Raw genomic sequence first — 17,489 nt, forward strand, 5'->3', positions numbered from 1 at the left:
GGCCCAGATCACCGCGATCCGCAGGCAACCGATTCCCGCCCGGTGGCGTCTCCACACTCGACACCTGTTCTCCGACCCCCCACACCCTGAAGGAGCGACATGAAGATCAAGCAATGGGCGGCCCGCATCGCGGTGACCGCCGGCGCCGGAGCGGCACTCATCGCCGGCATCACCAGCCCCGCCTACGCCGCCAACACCAACATCGACCTGGTCTACCAGGACATGCTGGTCGGCGAGATCATGCACGTCGACGACGGCGACAAGTTCCGCGTCTACGACTGGTACCGGGACGGGCACGGCGTCTACGGCGCCCTCCAGGTCAACCACGGGCCCAACGGCTCCTGGCAGACCCTCGACTCCAAGTACAACAACACCGGCTCCGGCACCTACGTCGAGTTCCAGCACGACGTCTACAACGCGTACGGCGACGACTACCGCCTGCTCGTGTGCCTCCAGGACGGCGCGAACGACCTCACCCCGATCAAGTGCGCCACCAAGCGCTTCAGCGAATAGGCGGACCATCATGACGACCAAGCAGTGGGCCGCGCGGGTCATGGTCACCGCGGCCGCCGGAGCGGCACTCGTCGCGGGCATCACCAGCCCCGCCTACGCCGGCAACACCAACGTCGACGTCGAGTACGCCGGCCACATCCGCGGCTCCATGACCCACGTCGACGACGGCGACGACTTCCGCGTCACCGACTGGTACGCCGACGGCCACGGCATCGAAGGCACCCTCCAGATGTACAACCCGACCGTCCTCAGGTGGGTCGACGAGGAGAGCAAGTACAACAACGTCGGCGCCGGGAACTACGTCACCTTCAACTACAACGTGCTCGAGAGCCTGAGCTACCGCATGAAGGTCTGCGTCCAGGACGGCGCGAACGACTCCACCCCGATCAAGTGCAGCTACAAGGAGTTCAACGAGTAGCCGCCCCGAACGCGAAGGCCGGACCCTCGCCTCCCCGAGGGTCCGGCCTTCGTCTCCCCCGGCCCGCCGGGCATGCTTGTACCGTGAGCACTCCCCAGGTCTTCGGCGACCGGTACCGGCTCGTCCGGCCCATCGGCGCCGGCGGCATGGGCCGCGTCTGGCAGGGCCTCGACCTCCACCTCGAACGCGAGGTCGCCGTCAAAGTGGTCAAACCCGACCTCCTCGACGGCCCCCAGAAGCACGAGGCCGCCGCCCGCTTCCGCCACGAAGCCCGCGTCACCGCCCAGATCCAGCACCCCGGCGTCCCCGCCATCTTCGACGCCGGACTCGACGACGCCTCCGGCGAGCTCTACCTCGTCATGGCCTACCTCCCCGGCCTCAACCTCCGCGACCTCCTCGACGAGACCGGCGCCCTCCCCGGCGACTGGACCCTCGCCATCGGCGCGCAGCTCGCCTCCGTCCTCGCCGCCGCCCACGCGAGGCAGGTCGTCCACCGCGACCTCAAGCCCGCCAACATCATCGTCGGCCCCGAAGGCCTCGTCCATGTCGTCGACTTCGGCATCGCCGCCGTCCTCGAACCCGACGCCTCGCGCCTCACCATGACCGGCGACAAACCCGGCACCCTCAACTACATGGCCCCCGAGCAGATCCGCGCCCAACCCGCCGGACCCGCCGCCGACCTCTACGCCCTCGGCGCCCTCCTCTACGAGATGGCCACCGGCGAACGCCTCTTCGCCGACCGCGGCTCCGCCTACGAAGTCCAGACCGCCCACCTCAAAGAACTCCCCGACCCCGTGCGCCGCCGCCGCCCCGACCTCCCCGCCGAACTCGACGGCCTCGTCTCCCGCCTCCTCTCCAAGGAACCCGCCGAACGCGGCTCCGACGCCGCCGACGTCCACCTCCGCCTCGCCGCGCTCCTCACCGCCGCCCCCGCCTCCCAAGCGCCCGTGCACGACTGCGGCGACCCCACCTGGCCCTTCCGCGCCCCCCTCGCCCCCGCCCGCGTCGCCGCCGCGGCCGCCGCCCAGGCCGCCGTCATCGCCGCACCCGACCGCCGCGAACGCATCGCCGAAGCCGACCGCGCCTTCGGCACGGGCGACTACAACGGCGCCCTCACCGCCTTCCGCGCCCTCGCCAAGGACTTCGAGGCCCCCGATCCCGCGCTCGCCCTCCACTGCCAGATGCGCGCCGCGCAATGCCTTGCCGCCCTTGGGAACGCGGCAAGCGCCCTCACCGGCCTCACCCGCGTCATCGAACGCCAGCGGCGCCTCGAAGGCGAACGCGCCCGCTCCACGCTGCGCTCCCGCCGCGTCGCCGCCGACCTGCTCGCCGTCCTCGGCCGCGGCCCCGAAGCCCACCACGAACTGTCCACAGTGGTACGCGAGATGGCCGCGGCGCTCGGCCCCGCCGATGCCGATACCATCGAAGCCGAACGGCTGCTGCGGACCTGGTCCACGCCGCCTCAGGGCCCGCCGGCGCGGCCCCAGGCAGGTTCCGCGTGGCCGGTGCCGCCCCCCGCCTCGCCTGGGAGTCCTCCTCGATGACCGCCCTCGGTCCCTACACCCCGCCCTTCGACGACACCAGATCCCGCGCCCGCCACCGCTGGGCCCGCTTCGGCACCTACCTGTGGGCGTTCATGCCCCTGCTCACCTGCGGCTTCGGCGCGCCGATCGCGTTCGCGACCGCGCTGGCGCGGCGGCGGGACACGTTGACGCTGGTGGCGCTGATCGTCCACTCCGCGTTGATGATCGCGGGCTGCAGTGCGATCGGCGCGTACGGGGAGTACCCGCCGCTGTGGGCGGACGTGCTGTTCTACTGCACCGTGGGGATCACGTCCCTGGTGGCGACGGCGCATCTGCTGATGATCCGCTCGGCGGTGTGGGCGCCGCCCGAGCGGGTGCAGGTGCCGGTGGCACGGCTGTCCAGTATGGAGGTCGTGGACAGGGCGCGGCGCCTGCGCGACCAGGCGCGCCGCACGGCGGAGGCGGATCCGATGCTGGCCAAGCGGCTCGGCATCGGCCGGCCGGACCTGCCGCGGCAGTTCGACGACGGCGGGCTCGTGGACCTCAACCACGCGCCGCTGCACGTGCTCATGTCCCTGCCGGGGGTCACCGCGCGCAGCGCCCGGCAGATCCAGGACTGGGTGGAGCAGTCGGGGCCGTTCGGGTCCCTCGGCGAGGTGATGCTCGTGATCGAGATCAGCCCGACCTTCGAGCACCATCTGCGCGAGTACTGCGTCTTCATTCCGTAAGCGGGGCAGGCGAAAGGCCCCGGGACGAGGTCCCGGGGCCCATATTCTCGCGCGCGCTGCGAGCGCGCGTCAGGCCCGGCCGGAGCCGGGCTTCGCATCAGTTGGTGCAGTAGATCGCGGCGGTGCGGCCGAACTGGTCGACGGCGGCGGAGTAGTAGGTCCAGTCGCCTTCGCACTCGCCCATCGCCATCGACTCGGCGTCGGCCTCGGCGGTCGCCCACATGGCCGGGTCGACCTCGAACACGTCGACGACCTCGGAGTCGACATCGGGCGAGTCACAGGCCAGGACGCCGTACTGGAATTCGGCGGCCGTCGAGTTGAAGCACTCGCCGACGTCGGGAACGGTCGGGGTGGTGCCGAGGGCGCTCGGGTTGCCGAGGGCTTCGACGCAGAACAGGTAGTTGACCTCGAAGGTGGTCTGGTCGTAGACCAGGTTCCAGTCGCTCCAGGTCGCGCCGGGCACCTGCGCGGCCACGGATTCGCCGCAGAGGTCGTAGATCGGGGTCGGGTCCGCGAGGGAGCCGTCGGCCTCGGCGGTCAGGCCCGGGTCGGCCTCGATCGCGGTGAGGGTCCAGAACGCGGTCGGGTCGGAGCAGTCCACCGCGAAGTTCGGGGAGTCCTCGACGAGCATCTCCTCGGGGAGGCAGTCGCCGGCCTTGGCGTCGGCGACGGCGTCGTACTGCTCGCTGCTGACCTCGGTGCCCGAGGTCTCGTCGTTGGAGGCGTCCGCGAGGAGGCTGCAGCCGGAGAGGGCGACGCCGCCCGCGAGGACGACGCCGCCGAGGGCGAGGAGGCGCCGGATGGGGGTCTCGGAAATCAGGTTCATGAGCTGCTTTCTGTGCGACACCGCCTCGGGGGGACGGTGCTTGGGAATTCAGCGCGACACTATGGGAGAGGTTCAACTACTGAGACGCAGGGGATCGTCACCTCCCCGCTCGTCGCGCCGTTGAGCTGGGGATACGCCCTGTTCACGAAAGCCCTGGGCGGCGCCCATGGCGAGGATCACCATGGTTGCAATTCGGTCAAGCCCGAAGGAGACCGAACTGTTTCATCCGTTTCCGTTGGGATACAAAGGAGGACGCGGGTTCCGCCCAATGGTCTCCGCGTCCTCCGGTCGGTGTGGACGGTCAGCCGAGCTTGTAGTAGACCTCGGTCTCGTCCATGGAGAGGAGCGAGGAGAGGGCGAGCACCGACTCCTCGACGCCGGCGGAGTCGACGAAGACGCAGCCGTTGGCGGTGAAGGACTCGCCGGGGGCGATCTCGCCGACGTCGACGAGGTCGTTGGGGAGGACGCCGCAGGTGTCCTCGTAGCGCATGTCGCCGATGTCGACGGCGGTCATCAGGTCGATGAACGGGTCGGAGGCGGCGTCGCCGGTGTTGGTGCCGGCGAGGGTGAACATGAGGTACTGCGAGCCGTCGGCGGGCTCCTCGTTGAGGAAGTTCTCGTCGAGGATGGTCTGGGTCGCGTCGAGCTCGACCGCGGTGACGGCGACGTCCCAGCCTTCGATGCTCCCGGCCTGGCACAGCTCGAGCGGCGCGGCGAAGTCGGTGCCGCCGCCTTCCACGGCCGGGGCGACCTCGCAGGACTCCGCCGCGGCTTCGTCCTGCGCGGCGCCTTCGGCGGCTTCGTCGGAGGCGGACGAGGTGTCGTCCGAGCCGGTGTCCTCACCGCTGCAGGCGGACAGGGCGGCGAGTGCGATGAGGCCGGCGCCGGAGGCGGCGAGGAGGCGCTTCGAGATCTCGGGGAATTCGAGGTTCATGATCTACCTTCTGTGGAGCGGTGTTCGGAGTTCAGATCTTGTGAACTCACTTCACGAGACTAGTCGACTGTGTAAACCGTCAGCAAGGCGGGGTGGGCTACGATTCGGTGAATCCAGACAGGGGAGCCGCATGACCACCCGTGACGCCAGCTCAGGCGCGACCATCACGCTGACCGACCTCGCCCGACTCGCGGGCGTCGGCCGCAACGCCGTCAGCAACTGGCGCCGACGCGAGACCGACTTCCCGGGCCCCGTAGACGAATCGACCCGCCGCCCCCGGTTCTCCCTCGCCGAACTGGAGCAGTGGGCCGAGCGGCACGGCCGGGCCCTCGACGTCACCGGCGCCGACCGCCTCTGGTTCGCCCTCGCCGCCGCGCACCCGACCGCCGAGGCGGCCCTCGGCGCGGTCGCGGCGGCCTTCGGCGGCACCGGCGAACCCGCGACCGCCAAGGAGCTCAAGGACTTGCGGCGCGAGACGCCCGCCTCCGCGCTCTTCGAGTTCTTCATCGAACGCGCCCGCGAAGCCGCCGGCACCGGCGTCCCGCCGGGCATCGCCCCGCTCGCCGACATCGCCGCCGCCGTCACCGCCGGCACGCCGACCCCCGCGGTCCACGACCCCGCCTGCGACGAAGGCGACCTCCTCACCGAGGTCGCCCGCCGCACCGGCCACTGCCGCGCCCTCAGCGGCCAGGACCTCTCCGCACCTCGCGCCGCGATCGCCGAGCAGCGCCTGCGCCTCCTCGACGAGCAGGCCGACGTGCAAGTGCGCGTGGGCGACTCGCTCCTGTCGCCCGTCCCGGGGGAACGGTACGACCTGGTGGTCTGCGACCCGCCGTTCAACGTCAAGGACGGCGGCGCGAACCAGTACGCCGTCGGCGACGACCCCCGCCTCGCGTACGGCACCCCGCCGCGCACCGAGCCCGAACTCGCCTGGGCCCTCCACTGCGTCTCGCTCCTCGCCCCCGGCGGCCACGCGGTCGTCCGCATGCCCGCCCAGGTCGCTCACCGCCGCACCGGCCGCCGCATCCGCTCCGAACTCCTCCGCTGGGGAGCGCTGCGCGCCGTCGTCGACTCTCCCGAAGCCAAGGCGCACATCTGGATCCTCGCCCCGCGCGGCGAGACCACCCAACTGCTCGTCTCTGGCGGCGGCGACTTCGCCGACGCCTGGCAGTCCTTCATCGCCGCCCCCGACGCGCCGCTCGCGACCGCCGATTCGGCCACGGTGCCGCTCATGCGCCTATGGGACGAGGACGTCGACATCTCCCCCGCCGTCTACCTCGCCAGCGCCACCGGCGACGCCGCGAGCCTCGCCGAATCGGTCTCCGGACTGAGCCGGCGCCTCGACGAACTCGCACGACACCCGTTGCCGCAGTTCGGCACCGGCACCGAGGAGAGCGCCCCGGAGACGAGCCTGGCGGACCTCGAACGCGACGGCCACCTGGTCATCACCCCAGGCGGCGAAAGCGACAAGGCCCGCTGCGTCATCATCGACCCCGTGGGCGAACCCCAAGTGCGCCTCGGGTGGCGCAACGAAGCCACCGAGACACAGTGGACAGTTATCTGCGAGTCCACCGTCGACCTCGGCTGGATCGCCGCAGCCCTCACCGCCCGCCTCCCGACCGCGACCAAACGCACCGCCACCGGCGCCAAACGGCGCCTCCTCTCAGTGAAGATCCCCCGCCTGACCTTGGCCGACCAGCAACGCCGCGGAGCCGCCTACACCGCCCTCGAGGACCTGCGGGCGAACCTGGCGGAAGCGGAAGCCGAAGCGAGCGCCCTCGCGGCAGCAGCGGCGGCGGGCCTGGTCTCGGGCACGGCGACAGTGGAGGACTGACGGCCGGAGACGGGAGCACGACCACGGAGCGGCCCGCGCGGAAGCTGTGCGGGCCGCGCCGCACCCCGCCTTCCAAGACACGTCTGCGAAAACGCGTGAGGGTGGTGCGCAGGGGCGGCATGTCCTACCGTCGACGGTGTTCCCGTCGCCCACCGAAAGCCGCAGCATGGACCACGCCGAACAGCCCGAACCCGACCAAGACCCGAAGCCGCAAGCAGCACCGCCGGAACCCGCGACGCCCGCGGCCGACTCGAATCCACCCCCAGGACCGCCCCCGCCGACTCCCCCCGCTCCCCCGGAATCGCCGAAGCGCCGCACCCCGGCGGCCGTCCTGGCGGCGATCGTCATCCTCTGGCTGTTCACGGTCGCCGCCGCCTGGGTCGCCGTCATCTCCCTAGTGGCGACCAGCTTCGAAGTGAGCGTCCGCTACGCAGGCGCTTGGAGCCCACTGGCATTCGTCGAACCGGCACTCATCGCAGCCGTCGCCGTCCTCTGCGGACTCCTCGCGATGAAACTCCGCAGCGGCCGCGACTGGGCCCGGCACATCGTCGTCATCGTCACCGCGATCGTCCTCGCCGCCGCGATCCTCACGGGCGCCGGCCTCAACCCCGGCACCGGCCTCGCCGCCACGCTCCTCTTCGCCGTGCTCCTCGTCCTGCTCCTCCTGCCGCCCGCCCGCAACTGGTGCGACAGCGACGCACCCCGCCACAGCCCCAAGATCGACACCGCCGCGCAACCGCCCCAGCAGGTCGTGGCCGCACTCCTGCTCCTCTGGACGGCCGCCGCCACCGCCCTCTACGCAGGCGCCACCGGACTCGTGACACTCGCCGGCGACGACACGGACCTCACGGAGGAAAGCACGACCTGGGCGGCGCTGGCGGCCGTCGCGCTCGCGATCGTCCACGCCGCCTTGAACATCGGTTTCTCCTACCACCGCAACTGGGCCCGCTGGGCCACGCTCGCCCTCGCCGCGTCCTACACGGCCTGGCTCGCCATCGCGGCAGTCCTCGACCTCACCGAAGCGGGCCCCGGCCCGTGGCCGGTCCTGGCCCTGCTCTGTCTGGTCCCACTCGCCCTCATCTGGGCGATGGCGGGCACGGACGCCCGAGCATGGTGCCGCCGTGAGGCGGCCCAGAAATGAAATGGAGCCGGTGACAGGACTCGAACCCGCAACCTACGCATTACAAGTGCGTTGCTCTACCAATTAAAGCTACACCGGCTGGTCAGCGCCGCTGTCGCAGCGCGGACGGATCGATTCTAGCCGACCCCGGCGCGTCCGGCGCCACGCCCTGAACCGGCGCGGAACCGCCGGTCCGTTTGTCGGAAACCTAGAAAATGGTGGGGTGCGGGCGGGTGCCGGACGGCGGTTCGTTGTGGGGACCCTACAACGATGGCGCGATTTCGGTAGTGGGGCGCTTGCGTACGGTTGCGAGACTGGCTCCATGAACACCACACAGGAAACCGCCCGTTCCGGCCGCGCGAGTTCGATCGCGTGGGGGCTCGCACCGGTGGCATGGGGCTTGGCCGTCTACGGCTCGGGGCTTGTCCAGTCCTTCGCCCCTGCGCTCTTCGTCCCGCTCTTCATCGTGGTCATGGCACTGCCGGCCCCCTGGCTGCTGTGGGCGTCGTGGCGGATGCCGCGCCCGGCGCTCAGGACATATCTCATCGAGGGCGGGGCGCTGCTCTCGGGCTTCGTCGCGCTGTACCTCTCGGTCCTCATCTACATGATCGCCAACGACGGCCCTGCGCCCGTGGAGCTCATGGTCATCTTCTTCGGCGCGGCGGCGGTGTTCGTCGCGGCCGCGTGGCCGCTGCCGGGACGGCGGATCGCGTACGGCGCGGCCGCGCTCGCGTGCGTGATCCTCGGCATCGGGCTGCGGGTGCTGTACTCCGACACCTCGTACTACCCGGGCATCGACTGGGTGACGAAGGACGAGCTGTTCGCGTGGGCGTTCCTGGGCCTGCCCGCGCTCGGTGTGCTGCTGCAGATCGCGTGGTGGCTTCGTCGAAGGGTCCGTGCCGTCTAAGGGGGGGAACGGAAAAGGGGCCCGCACCTCGTGCGGGCCCCTCTTCGTTTACGCGTCCCTGAAGGAGAAGACCTGCATGCCTTCAGGTGTGAGGCAGGCGAGGCGGGTCTCGCTCGCGTCGCAGGCGTAGACCTCGAGGTCGATGCGGAGCGAGGAGCGGGTGCCGTCGCGGCCGAGGCCGATCACGTTGCCGGTGGTGGTGCTGAAGCCGGAGGACGCGGGCCAGGCGAGGGCGCTGCCGCCGTCGACGGCCTCGAAGTCCTGTTCGCCGAGGTCGTTGCCGACCGGGTCGAAGCCCTTGTCGTAGATCTGGGTGCGGGCGTCGTCGCCTTCGTACTCCTCGACCATGAGGCGGTCGCCGAGCGGGTTGACGTAGCGGTACTCGACCTCGTCGAAGACGTGGACGATCTTCTTCTTGTCGGGGTTGTAGACCCGCCAGGTGTAGACCTCGGTGGCGTCGGCGACGGGTTCGCGCACGCACACCAGCTTCTCGCCGCAGGCCTTCACCTGGTCCGGTGCGGGCGTGTCGGACTCGATGTTCTGCTCATCCACACGGGACAGTCCCTCTTCGATGTCGTAGACGTTGAGGTCGTAGCCGGTCTCCTTGTCGACGGCGACGTACAGCAGGTCGTCCCAGCCGTAGTACATGTCGTCGACGGTCTCGACCTCCTTCTCGGCCACGACTTCGCCGGATTCGACGTCGTAGACGTGGACGACGTTGTCGCTCGTGACGGCCCAGACGCGGCCGTTGCCGTTGAGGCGCTCCGAAGGGTGCTCGAGGTCCTCCGGGGTGCCGACGAGGTCCCAATTGGACACGGTGACGCCTTCGTCGGCGTTGCCGAGGTCCCAGCTCGAGACGGTCTCGCCGTCGCCGTCGTAGACGGTGAAGGCGTTGCCGCCCAAGGGGGCGATGACGAGGTGGTCGCCGGAACGGGCGGCCGTGGGGTCCGTGCTGTCGATCGTGTTGCGGATCTCGCCGGTCTTCCAGTCGAGGAAGTAGAAGCGGTACTCACCCGTGCCGACCTCTTGCGAGAAGGCCACGAGGTCTTCGGAGACGTAGAAGTTGCCGTCCCAGCCGGCGCCTTCGACGACGGTGTCGGCGTCCCAGAGGGGGTCGCCGGAGCCGGTGTCGACGGCGCGCAGGTGGAGCTCTTCGCCGCTCGCGTCGCCCGAGGCGGTGGTGTAGGCGAACAGGGCGCGGTCGTCCCAGGTGCGCACCTGGTAGACGCCGTCGTTGACCTCGCCGCCGAAGGCGGTGGCCTCGCCGACGGGCGCCAGCTCCTCGTCGAAGGGCTTCTGCTTGTAGGGGTTGGTGAGCCAGAACCAGCCGATCGGCAGGGCGATCGCGAGCACGACGACGGCGGCGGCGATCGCGATCCACTTCGGCGGGATCTTCGGCTTCCGTTTCGGCGGTTCGTTGCGGCGCAGGGTGATCGTCTCGTCCGTGCCCGGGGTGACGGGCGGCAGGCTGCCCGAGCGCATGGGCGGCGAGGAGAGCGGGGCCGTCGGGGACGGCACCGGCGGCGAGGGCACCTGCGCCGGCGGCGTCACGGGGGCGGGGCCGGCGAGGGCGAGGGCAGCGCCTTCGCTGACGGGCAGTTCGGGCTGTTCGAGGACGGTGGGCGCGATGCCGAGTCCTTCGTGGAGCACCTTGGACACCATGGGCATCCGGCTCGAGCCGCCCACGAGGAACAGGCCGGCGAGCTGGTCGGGGCGGCGGCCGGTGAGGCCGAGGACCCGCTGGGTCTCGCCGACGGCGCGGGAGAGTAGCGGACGGGAGAGCTGGTCGAGCTCGCCGCGGGTGAGGTGCAGGGACTGGGCCATGTCGGGCACGGTCACGGGCGCGACCGAGGAGCGCGACAGCATCTCCTTGGCGGCGCGCACCTCTTCCCAGAGTTCGCGGCGGTTGCGCATTTCGCTTGCGCCGCTGGGGTTCTCGAGGCGCTTCCAGATGTCGGGGTCGCGCTGCTTCACCGTCTCGCCGATGTGGGCGACGAGGACGGCGTCGAAGTCGAGGCCGCCGAGGTCGGGCAGGCCGCCGTCGGCGAGCACGCCGAAGGAGCCGTCCGCACGGCGTTCGAGGACGGCGATGTCGAGGGTGCCGCCGCCGAAGTCGAACACGGCGAGGGCCTGGCCCGGGCGCATCGGGTGGGAGAGGCGGGAGGTGTAGTAGTGCGCGGCCGCAACGGGTTCGGTGAGGATCTTGACGGGCCGGTACCCGGCTTTGGCGGCCGCGTCGTGCAGGGTGGCGCGGCGCTGCTCGCTCCAGGCGGCCGGGCAGGTGAGGACCGTGTTGGGGAGGTGCCCGACGGATTCGACGGCGGTGCGGGCGACCCGGCTGAGGATCGCGGCCAGCGCGGCGGCGACGGGGATCTCGCGGTCGCCGAGGAGCATGGTGCCGTCCGCGATGCGCTGCTTGGGGTTCGGCTCGAACCGCTCGGGGGCGGTGAGCGCGAGCCGCTCGGCGTCGCGTCCTGTGTGGATGGTGCCGCCCGGGTCGAGGAACACGGCTGAAGGCATGACCGGGGAGCCGTCGAACAGCAGCGGCCGGGTGCGGCCGTCGGGCCACACCAGCACCGCCACGGTGTGGGAGGTGCCGAGGTCGACGCTCAGGAGGTAATCAGCCGGCATGAGGTTGCAGCTCCGGGGGCGCTAGGGCGTGCAGGGTCGCTCCAGGTTAGTCCGATGCGGCGAATCGCGCGGTCACGGGATGACCGTTTGTGGTCGGTCGCGGCACGGGTGTCCAGACGCGGCGGGCACCCCGAACACCGGTCGTCTGGCGAATTCCGAGCCCCCGGTCAACAACCCTGCCGCAGGGGTGCGACAGTTCCGGGTCCTCGGAAGCGAAGGGGTGACTGAGGACACGGGAGGGCGGGTCTGCGGGCGGACGGTGGGGGGTTCGGAGGGCACCACGGACACCGGTCGTGTCGCGAATTTCGGGCCCCCGGTCAAAACCCTGACAGAGGGGTACGACGATCCGGGGCCGCTCGACCCCGAGGCGTGAGCGAGGACACACGTGGAGTGATCCGGGTGAGGCCGTCGGCGGCCGCAGGGATTGCGGCGCCGACGGGTCGAGGCGCTTCGGTTGCTAGCGGCGCTGGCGTTGGACTTCGGCGAGGGCGATCGAGGCGGCGACCGAGGCGTTCAGGGACTCGACCTCGGAGGAGATCGGGATGCCGGCGCGGTGGTCGCAGGTCTCGGCGACGAGTCGGGAGACGCCCTTGCCTTCGTCGCCGACCACGATGAGGAGCGGGTCGTTCGCGACGGGGAGGTCGAAGACGTCGACGTCGCCGCCGCCGTCGAGGGCGACGGTCATGAAGCCGGCCTGCTGGCAGGCCTGGATCGTGCGCGTGAGGTTGACGACCTTGGCGACGGGCAGGCGGGCGGCGGCGCCGGCGCTGGTGCGCCAGGCGACGGCCGTCACGGAGGCGGCCCGCTTCGACGGGATGATCAGGCCGTGGCCGCCGAACGCGGCGGCGGAGCGGATGATCGCGCCGAGGTTGCGCGGGTCGGTGACGCCGTCGAGGGCGACGAGCAGCGGCGCGGTGCCGGAGGTCCGGCTGATCTCCAGGAGGTCTTCGAACTCCGAGTACTGGTACGGCTCGATCTGGAGGCCGATGCCCTGGTGGAGGGCGTTGTTGGTGCGGCGGTCGAGGTCGCGGCGGGCGAGCTCCTTGATGGGGAGGTCGCGGTTGCCGGCGAGGCGCACGGACTCGGCGACGCGCTCATCGAGCTCGGTGCCGAACGCCACGTACAGCGCGGTCGCGGGGACCTTGGCGCGCAGAGCCTCCAGCACGGGGTTGCGGCCGAGGATGAGTTCCGGCTCGTCGTCGCGGCGGCGGGACTGGGTGCGGCCGGTGGGGCGGGCCTTGCCGATGTTGGTGGTGCGGCCCTCGGCGGCGGCCTTGGCGCGCTCCTTGGACTGCTTCCACTGGGTCTTGCGGGGCTTGTCGTCGCCCTGGTACTCCTTGTGCCAGGGGCGGTCCTCGGCCTTGAGGGTGCGCCCCTTGCCGGCCAGGCCCTTCTTGCCGCCGCCGGAGCCGATCTTCGGTCCGGCTTTGGAGGTCTTGCGGCGGTTCGGGTGTCCACCCTTGGTGCTCATCGGTCTCGGTTCCCCAGGTCTCGGTAGTTGCAGGCGGCGGCGCGGCCCGGACCGGCGCGGTTCGGGCTCGGCGGGCGACGCCGGGAGTTCAAGGCTCGCGAAGCTTCGCCTAGTCCACTGTCCATACGGGACCGCGAGGGGTGTCCTTGACGGTGATGCCGGCGTGCGCGAGTTCGTCGCGGATGCGGTCGGCAGCCGCGTAGTCCTTGCGGGCCCTGGCCTCGGCGCGCTGTTCGAGCGCGAGCTTCACCAGCGCGTCGACAGCGCCGTGGAGCTTCGCGTCCCCCGGGTCGTCCCAGTGCGGGTCGAGCGGGTCGAGGCCGAGCTGGTCGAGCATAGCTCGGACGGCGGCGGCGTGGCGGGCCGCGGCGGCGTCATCACCCGCGTCAAGTGCGGCGTTGCCCTCGCGGGCCATGTCGTGGATCACGGCGACGGCGGCGGGCGTGTTGAGGTCGTCGTCCATCGCGGCGGTGAAACCGGGGGCGAGCGAGCCGCCGATCGTCGCTTCGGCGCCGAGCGCTTCGGCGGCGCGGTGCACGAAGTTCGACAGGCGCTCCCAGGCCGAGCGGGCCTCGCCGAGGGCGTCCTCGGAGAAGTCGACGGCCGACCGGTAGTGGACGCCGGTGAGGTAGTAGCGGATCGCAGCCGTCCCGAAGCCCTTCTCGCCCAGGGCGCCGATCGACAGCGTGTTGCCGAGGGACTTGGACATCTTGGTGCCCGCGAGGTTGAGCATCCCGTTGTGCACCCAGTACTTGGCGAACGGCAACCCGGCGGCGCTCGACTGCGCGAGCTCGTTCTCGTGGTGGGGGAACATGATGTCCGTGCCGCCGCCGTGGATGTCGAACGCGTCGCCGAGGTAGCGGCGGGCCATCGCGGAGCACTCGATGTGCCAGCCGGGGCGGCCGGGGCCCCACGGGGAGGTCCACGCGGCGTCGGCCGGTTCGCCCGCCTTGTGCGCCTTCCAGAGTCCGAAGTCGCGCGAGTCGCGCTTCGCGCCCGCCTCGGCGCTGGAGAGCATGTCCTCGGGGCGGCGGTGCGACAGCGCGCCGTACTCGGGCCAGGAGGCGACGTCGAACCAGACGTCGCCGGCGCCGGTGACGTACGCGTGGCCGCGTTCGATGAGCTCCTGGATGAGGTCGATCATCTGGGTGATGTGCCCGGTCGCGCGCGGCTCGTACGTGGGCGGCTCGGCGCCGAGGGCCGCGTAGGCGTCGGAGAGGATGCACTCGTTGGCGTAGGCGATGGACCACCAGGGGCGGCCCTGCTCCTCGCCGCGCACGAGGATCTTGTCGTCGACGTCGGTGACGTTGCGCACGTAGGTGACCTTGTAGCCGCTGCGGCGCAGCCACCGGATGAGCACGTCGTAGGAGACGCCGGAGCGGAGGTGGCCGATGTGCGGCGGGCCTTGGACGGTGAGGCCGCACAGGTACACGCCGACTTCGCCGGGCTTCCGGGGCTGGAAGTCGAGGACGGATCGGGTGCCGGTGTCGTACAGTCGCAGGCTCACCCGTCAAGTCTAGACAACCTGGCCACGCCTGGGCCCCGCCCCGGTCCGCGTGTCCGCGCCGCGTCGCGGAGGCGGGACGGCGGCGCGCCGGTGCGAGAATGTGCGCGTGGCAGTTGCATCCGATGGGGCGCCTGAGTCGGCGCGGGTCGTCGAGCGGCTTCGCGACGACATCCTCGACGGGGTGCGGCCTCCGGGCAGCCGGCTCGTGGAGCGCGACATCGCCGACCGGCTCGGCGTGAGCCGCGTCCCGGTCCGCGAAGCGCTCCGGGCGCTCGTCGCCGAAGGGCTCGTGACGTCGCGGCCGCGCACGTGGGCGGTGGTGCGGGAGTTCACGCCGAGCGACATCGCCGACCTCGTGGAAGTGCGGTCGGGCCTGGAGGCGATGACGTTCCGCCTCGCCGCCCAGCGCCGCACCGACGACGGCCTCAAACTGCTGCGGGACGTGCTCGACGCCGAGCTCGCGGCGGCCCGGGCGGGCGACGGCGTCGCGGCCCGGCGCGCGGCCGCCGACTTCCACGAGACCGTCGCCGATCTGGCCGGGAACCGGATGCTCGTCGAGGTGTGGCAGACGATGCGCAGCCGCCTGCGCTGGCTCCTGGGCCGGCACGAGGACTTCCTGCGCGTCGCCGAGGAGCACCGGCTGCTGTTCGACGCGATCGCCGACCAGGACGCCGATCGCCTTGAGCGCCTGGTGAACGAGCACCTGGACGGCGGCAGAGCGCGGCGCCCCGAAGGCGGTTGAGGAGCCGGCCGCGTCGGAACCCCAACGGGCACGCCGCACCGCGTACCCGGCGTGCCCCGTAGTACCCCGGTACTGCGCTGCAGCCCCCTCTCCTCCCTGGGAACGAGGTGGATCTCCGTCCGCGAGTCGGTGTGCGCAGGGCGTACGTCCTCATAGACTGGCGGCGTCCGCGGGACCGCGTCCCGCCCGGCCGTCCGCGAGACCCCGTCCCGCCCGGCACAGCCCTACCCCTCAGTCCGATTGGAGCCTGATGATCACTGCGAAGGGCTTGTACAAGCGATACCGGAAGACCGTCGCGGTCGACCACCTGTCGTTCGACGTCCAGCCCGGCGTCGTCACCGGCTTCCTGGGGCCCAACGGCTCCGGGAAGTCCACCACCATGCGCCTCATGCTCGGCCTCGACCACGGCGAGGGCCAGACCCTCTTCGACGGCGAGTCGTTCACCGACATCCGCCGCCCCATGAACAAGGTCGGCACCCTCCTCGAGGCCAAGCCGTTCCACCCCACCCGCTCCGCCCGCAACCACCTGCGGATGCTCGCCAGCGCCAACGGCATCGGCGACAAGCGGGTCGACGAGGTCATGGAGCTCGTCGGCCTCGGCACCGTGCGACGCAAGAAGCCGAAGGGCTACTCGCTGGGTATGGCGCAGCGGCTCGGCCTCGCGCAGGCGCTCCTCGGCGACCCCCGCATCCTCCTGCTGGACGAGCCGACGAACGGCCTCGACCCGCACGGCATCCACTGGATGCGCGACATGCTCAAGCACCTCGCGTCCGAGGGCCGCACGATCTTCGTCTCCAGCCACCTGCTGTCCGAGATGCAGCTCATGGCCGACGAGCTCGTGGTGATCGGGCGCGGCACGATGATCTTCAACGGCGTCGTGGACCAGTTCGTGCGCGAGTTCACGCAGTCCACGGTGATCGTCCGCAGCCCGAGCGCGGACGGGTTCGCGACCGCGCTCGAGGGCGCGGGCGCCGCCGTCACGAAGGGCAAGGACGGCGAGCTGGTCGTCTCCGGCATGGAGATCGGCGCGGTCGGGCACTTGGCGTTCACCGAGAACGTCGAGTTGTCCGAGCTGTCCACGCGCAGCGCCTCGCTCGAAGAGGCGTTCATGTCCGCGACCGGCTCCTCGGAGGAGTTCGTCGCGGCCGAGCCGCTCGGGAAGACTCCCGCCGCCAAGACCCCTGCTACGAAGACCGGTGGTGCCGACAATGCTTGACGCCCTTCGTTACGAGTGGACGCGCCTGACGACGCTGCGGTCCACGTACTGGCTCACCGGGATCGGTGTGCTCTGCGCGCTCGCGATTCCGGTCATCGCGGGGATCGCGGTGTCGGATCAGCCGCTCGACCAGACGACGGCCGCGGCCGGGCTCAACGGCGGCGCGGCGTTCGGCATCCCGTTCCTGGCCGTGTTCATGGCGATCATCGGGATCTTCGCAACCGGGCACGAGTACCGGCACGGCACGATCCAGCCGACACTGACGGCGCTGCCGCAGCGGTCGCGGCTCATCGCGGCGAAGATCCTGGTGGTCTCGGCCGTGACGGTGGCGGTGACGGTGTTCTCGCTGGCGCTGAACGCGTTGACGCTGCTGGCATTCTGGGGCGACGTGCCGGGCCTGTTCGAGGACCCGCTGCGGTCGGCGCTGGTGGGTTATGTGGTGTACACGCTGATCTACACGCTGTCGGGGCTGGGCCTGGGGCTGCTGTTCCGGGGTGTGCCTTCGGCGCTGGTGGTGATCTTCTTGGCGCCGTTGATCATCGAGAACTTGATCTTCGGGCTGTCGTTCCTGCCGGCGGCGGACTGGCTGGTGCCGGTGGTGAAGTTCCTGCCGTTCTCGTCGGGTGCCCGGTTGATGCAGGTCGACATGACGGAGATGACGGTTCCGGGCATGCCGGACTTCGACTACTTCGGCCGCTGGGGCTCCGGTGCGGTCTTCGCGGTCTTCGCGGCCGTGATCATCGCGGCGGCCTGGACCCTGTTCAAGAAGCGCGACGCCTAAGCGAGTAGGCGAGACGAATCGACGAACGGCCCGGGGCATCTGCCTCGGGCCGTTTTTCGAACAGCGGCTTGTCGGACCCCCGTGTCAGGGTTTTGACCGGGGGCCCGAAATCCGCAAGACGACCGGTGTTCGAGGTGCCCGCCGAACGCCTTGCGGCGCAGGCCGTTTTTTCGAACATCCCGCTGTCGCACCCCCGTGTCAGGGTTTTGACCGGGGGCCCGAAAATCGCGAGACGACCGGTGTTCGGCGTGCCCGCCGAACACGACGGGGGGGGCGGGGGGGGCCCCCCGGGCGCCCGGGGTGGGGGGAGTTAGAGGTAGGTGGGGGGTGGGGGGCGG

15 protein-coding genes and 1 tRNA gene are annotated in these 17,489 nt (G+C 71.0%); 10 read left to right on the forward strand and 6 right to left on the reverse strand.

Annotation, left to right across the window (positions count from 1 at the left end):
- Window positions 1-99: 99 nt before the first annotated feature.
- The 4 genes from O2L01_RS11580 (at window position 100) to O2L01_RS11595 (ending at window position 3,182) form a co-directional block, all read left to right on the forward strand.
- Window positions 100-513, forward strand: a complete 414-nt coding sequence (locus O2L01_RS11580; protein ID WP_270122085.1) for a hypothetical protein — start codon at window positions 100-102, stop codon at window positions 511-513.
- 10 nt (window positions 514-523) lie between these two features.
- Window positions 524-931 (forward strand): hypothetical protein, encoded by a 408-nt coding sequence (locus O2L01_RS11585; protein ID WP_270122086.1) that lies wholly within the window; start codon window positions 524-526, stop codon window positions 929-931.
- 83 nt (window positions 932-1,014) lie between these two features.
- The gene (locus O2L01_RS11590; RefSeq protein WP_270122087.1) at window positions 1,015-2,475 is read left to right on the forward strand and encodes a serine/threonine-protein kinase; all 1,461 of its coding nucleotides are present in this window, start codon (window positions 1,015-1,017) and stop codon (window positions 2,473-2,475) included.
- Entirely contained in the window at window positions 2,472-3,182 is a 711-nt protein-coding gene (locus O2L01_RS11595; protein ID WP_270122088.1) for a ComEA family DNA-binding protein, read from the forward strand. Before O2L01_RS11590 ends, O2L01_RS11595 begins: the two co-directional genes overlap by 4 nt.
- A gap of 97 nt (window positions 3,183-3,279) precedes the next feature.
- On the opposite strand, the gene O2L01_RS11600 is transcribed toward O2L01_RS11595, so the two are convergent.
- On the reverse strand, window positions 3,280-4,008 hold the full coding sequence (locus O2L01_RS11600; protein WP_270122089.1) for a hypothetical protein: 729 nt from the start codon (window positions 4,006-4,008) through the stop codon (window positions 3,280-3,282).
- 301 nt (window positions 4,009-4,309) lie between these two features.
- The gene (locus O2L01_RS11605) at window positions 4,310-4,942 is read right to left on the reverse strand and encodes a hypothetical protein (protein WP_270122090.1); all 633 of its coding nucleotides are present in this window, start codon (window positions 4,940-4,942) and stop codon (window positions 4,310-4,312) included.
- Between the two features lie 130 nt (window positions 4,943-5,072).
- Between O2L01_RS11605 and O2L01_RS11610 the strand changes: the two genes are divergently transcribed.
- Both O2L01_RS11610 and O2L01_RS11615 read left to right on the forward strand, forming a co-directional pair.
- Entirely contained in the window at window positions 5,073-6,776 is a 1,704-nt protein-coding gene (locus tag O2L01_RS11610) for an N-6 DNA methylase (protein WP_270122091.1), read from the forward strand.
- 166 nt (window positions 6,777-6,942) lie between these two features.
- Window positions 6,943-7,917 (forward strand): hypothetical protein, encoded by a 975-nt coding sequence (locus O2L01_RS11615; protein WP_270122092.1) that lies wholly within the window; start codon window positions 6,943-6,945, stop codon window positions 7,915-7,917.
- Window positions 7,918-7,919: 2 nt separating this feature from the next.
- On the opposite strand, the gene O2L01_RS11620 is transcribed toward O2L01_RS11615, so the two are convergent.
- Window positions 7,920-7,996: transfer RNA gene (locus O2L01_RS11620), tRNA-Thr, on the reverse strand.
- A gap of 222 nt (window positions 7,997-8,218) precedes the next feature.
- Between O2L01_RS11620 and O2L01_RS11625 the strand changes: the two genes are divergently transcribed.
- Window positions 8,219-8,803, forward strand: coding sequence for a hypothetical protein (locus O2L01_RS11625; RefSeq protein WP_270122093.1), 585 nt, complete (start codon window positions 8,219-8,221; stop codon window positions 8,801-8,803).
- 48 nt (window positions 8,804-8,851) lie between these two features.
- Here the strand turns inward: O2L01_RS11625 and O2L01_RS11630 are convergent, their stop codons facing one another.
- The 3 genes from O2L01_RS11630 to cysS form a co-directional block, all read right to left on the reverse strand.
- Window positions 8,852-11,434: an Hsp70 family protein gene (locus O2L01_RS11630; protein WP_270122094.1), complete on the reverse strand. Its 2,583-nt coding sequence runs from the start codon at window positions 11,432-11,434 to the stop codon at window positions 8,852-8,854.
- Between the two features lie 457 nt (window positions 11,435-11,891).
- Window positions 11,892-12,905, reverse strand: coding sequence for a 23S rRNA (guanosine(2251)-2'-O)-methyltransferase RlmB (gene rlmB, locus O2L01_RS11635; protein ID WP_270122095.1), 1,014 nt, complete (start codon window positions 12,903-12,905; stop codon window positions 11,892-11,894).
- Window positions 12,906-13,014: 109 nt separating this feature from the next.
- Window positions 13,015-14,412 carry a cysteine--tRNA ligase gene (gene cysS / locus O2L01_RS11640; RefSeq protein ID WP_270122096.1) on the reverse strand — a complete coding sequence of 466 codons (1,398 nt, stop codon included), beginning with the start codon at window positions 14,410-14,412 and terminating at the stop codon, window positions 13,015-13,017.
- Between the two features lie 106 nt (window positions 14,413-14,518).
- On the opposite strand from cysS, the gene O2L01_RS11645 reads away from it, so the two are divergent.
- The 3 genes from O2L01_RS11645 to O2L01_RS11655 all read left to right on the forward strand — a co-directional run bounded on the left by O2L01_RS11645 (window position 14,519) and on the right by O2L01_RS11655 (window position 17,151).
- Window positions 14,519-15,154, forward strand: coding sequence for a GntR family transcriptional regulator (locus O2L01_RS11645; RefSeq protein WP_270122097.1), 636 nt, complete (start codon window positions 14,519-14,521; stop codon window positions 15,152-15,154).
- Between the two features lie 250 nt (window positions 15,155-15,404).
- Complete coding sequence (locus tag O2L01_RS11650) at window positions 15,405-16,370, forward strand: ATP-binding cassette domain-containing protein (RefSeq protein ID WP_270122098.1); 966 nt, start codon at window positions 15,405-15,407, stop codon at window positions 16,368-16,370.
- Between the two features lie 67 nt (window positions 16,371-16,437).
- Window positions 16,438-17,151 carry a hypothetical protein gene (locus tag O2L01_RS11655; RefSeq protein ID WP_270122099.1) on the forward strand — a complete coding sequence of 238 codons (714 nt, stop codon included), beginning with the start codon at window positions 16,438-16,440 and terminating at the stop codon, window positions 17,149-17,151.
- Window positions 17,152-17,489 lie beyond the last annotated feature (338 nt).

The sequence above is a fragment of the Glycomyces lechevalierae genome, assembly GCF_027622945.1.
Lineage (GTDB): Bacteria > Actinomycetota > Actinomycetes > Mycobacteriales > Micromonosporaceae > Glycomyces > Glycomyces rutgersensis.